Source organism: Saccharothrix hoggarensis (assembly GCF_042678885.1).
GTDB classification, from domain to species: domain Bacteria; phylum Actinomycetota; class Actinomycetes; order Mycobacteriales; family Pseudonocardiaceae; genus Actinosynnema; species Actinosynnema hoggarensis.
Genome location: NZ_JBHTLK010000451.1, coordinates 1 through 2,038, shown reverse-complemented (window position 1 = coordinate 2,038; position 2,038 = coordinate 1). Strand labels below are relative to the sequence as shown.

The following is a 2,038-nucleotide window of genomic DNA, read 5'->3' as shown; positions in this document are numbered from 1 at the left end:
GTCGGGGCGGTCGCGCCGCGCCGCGACCAGCGCCTCCACCCCGTGCACCAGCAACGCGACGCCCCGCTCACGCAACCCGTACGACGTGCCGGGGCCCGACGCGGGCACGTCGTCGCCCTCGGCCAACGCCTGGTCCCACCGGCCGCGCCAGTAGTCCTGCACGGCGGCCGCGACGCGCACGCCGGGCGCGGTGACGCCGCGGGCCAGCTCACGGGCCGTGCCCAGCACGTCGTCCGCCTCGGCGAGCCGGTCGAGGTTCTGGAGCGTGAACACCTTGTTCTCCAGCAGCCCCAGCCGCAGCTCCACGAAGTCCGACCGGCCCCCGGTGACGGCCAACGCGCGGTCGACCCGCGCCAGCGCCTCGACGTGGTCCCGGCGCACGGAACCGACCTGCCACAAGCCCTGCAACGCGTGCGCGATGGCGAGGTCGTCGCCCACGGCCTCGCTGCGGCGCAACGCGCTCAGCGCCGTCTCCTCGGCCGCCGCCACGTCGTTCAGCCCGTCCCGCTGGACCACCGCGAGCAGCGATTCGAGCCGGGCCCGCCACACCGGCGGCGTGCCGGCGTCGTCCACGGCCGCGCGCAACGCGTCGACGGCCTCGTCCACCCGGCCGTCCCGGAACGCGGCGTGCGCGAGGATCCAGCGCATCTCGGCGGCCCGCTCGTGGTCCCTGGTGCGGGCCAGCACGTACCGCGCCTCCGCCTCGGGCTGCCGGCCCAGCCAGTACATGAGCCGTGCCAGCAGCGCGGCGAGCCGTTCCCGGTGCTCCGCGTCCAGCGCCGTGCCGTCGACCACGGCCCGCAGCAGCCGGATCGCCGTGTCGGGCGCGCGCTTCCCGAGCGCGGTGCCGCGGGCGACCAGCCAGTCCACCGCCCACGGGTCCACCGCGCCGGAGGACGCCGCCAGCTGCTCGACGACCAGCTCCACCGACGCGCCCGCCACCGCGAGCGCCTCCGCGGCCCGGCGGTGCAACGCGGTCCGGACCGCGGCCGGCGTGCCCAGGTACAGCGCCTTGCGGATCAGCACGTGCCGGAACGCGAGCTTCGGCCCCGAGTCGTCCAGCACGCCCGCGGCCGTCGCCTCCTCCACCGCGGCGATCAGCTCCGACGACGGCCGCGCGAGCGCCGTCGCCACGTCGCCCAGGGCGAACTCCGCGCCCAGCAGGGACGCCGCCCGCAGCACGTCCGCGGTCTCCGGCGACAGGAAGCCCAACCGCCGCGCCACGGCGGCCACCAGCGAGGTCGACGGTTCCTCGTCCTCGCCCAACCGACTCTCGGCGACGCCCGTCCGCACGTCGAGCGCGTCGTCGCGCCGCAACGCGTCGACCATGTCCTTGATGTACGAGGGGTTCCCGGCCGCGCACTCGACCACGCGGACCACGCTGCGCCCCGGCGCCGCGCCGACCATCCCGGCCAGCAGCGCGGTGACGGCGTCCTCCGACAACCGCCGCAGCCCGAGCACGTCACCGCCCGCGCCGAGCACCGCGCGCCGCACCTGCTCCACGTCCGCACGACGCGGCACCGACCGCATGGCCGCGACCAGCAGCAGCGGCAGCCGCGGCACCAGGCGCGACAACCGGTGCCACAGCAGCACACTGGCCTCGTCCGCCCACTGGAGGTCGTCCACGACGAGCACGAGCGGCGCTTCCGCGCACAGCTCGGTCACCAGCGCCACGAGCCGGTCGATCACCACCGGCACCGGGTCGCCCGACGCCGGTTCCCGCAGCGCCCGCGCCAGCCCGGCCCGCCGCGGGTCACCGGACTGCTCGGTCACCTCCAGGCAGTCGAGCACCACGCGCAACGGCGTCCGCGGCCCCCACTCGTCGGCCGCCGTCCACGCCACCCGGCACCCGGCGTCCGCCGCGCCGGCCAGACCCGCCGCCAGCAACGCCGACTTGCCGATCCCCGCCTCGCCCTCGACCCACACGCACCGCCCGCGGCCGGCCACCACGTCGGCGACGGCGCGGCGCAGCACGTCCAGCTCCCGCTCCCGCCCGACCAGCGTCCCGTCCGGCCGCACCGAGCCGCGCGACGGCGAC

The 2,038-nt window shown here is 77.3% G+C and carries 1 protein-coding gene; it reads right to left on the bottom strand.

The features are described 5' to 3' along the window. A partial coding sequence (locus ACFQ3T_RS36280; RefSeq protein ID WP_380730643.1) for an ATP-binding protein occupies positions 1-2,038 on the bottom strand: 2,038 nt, incomplete at both ends.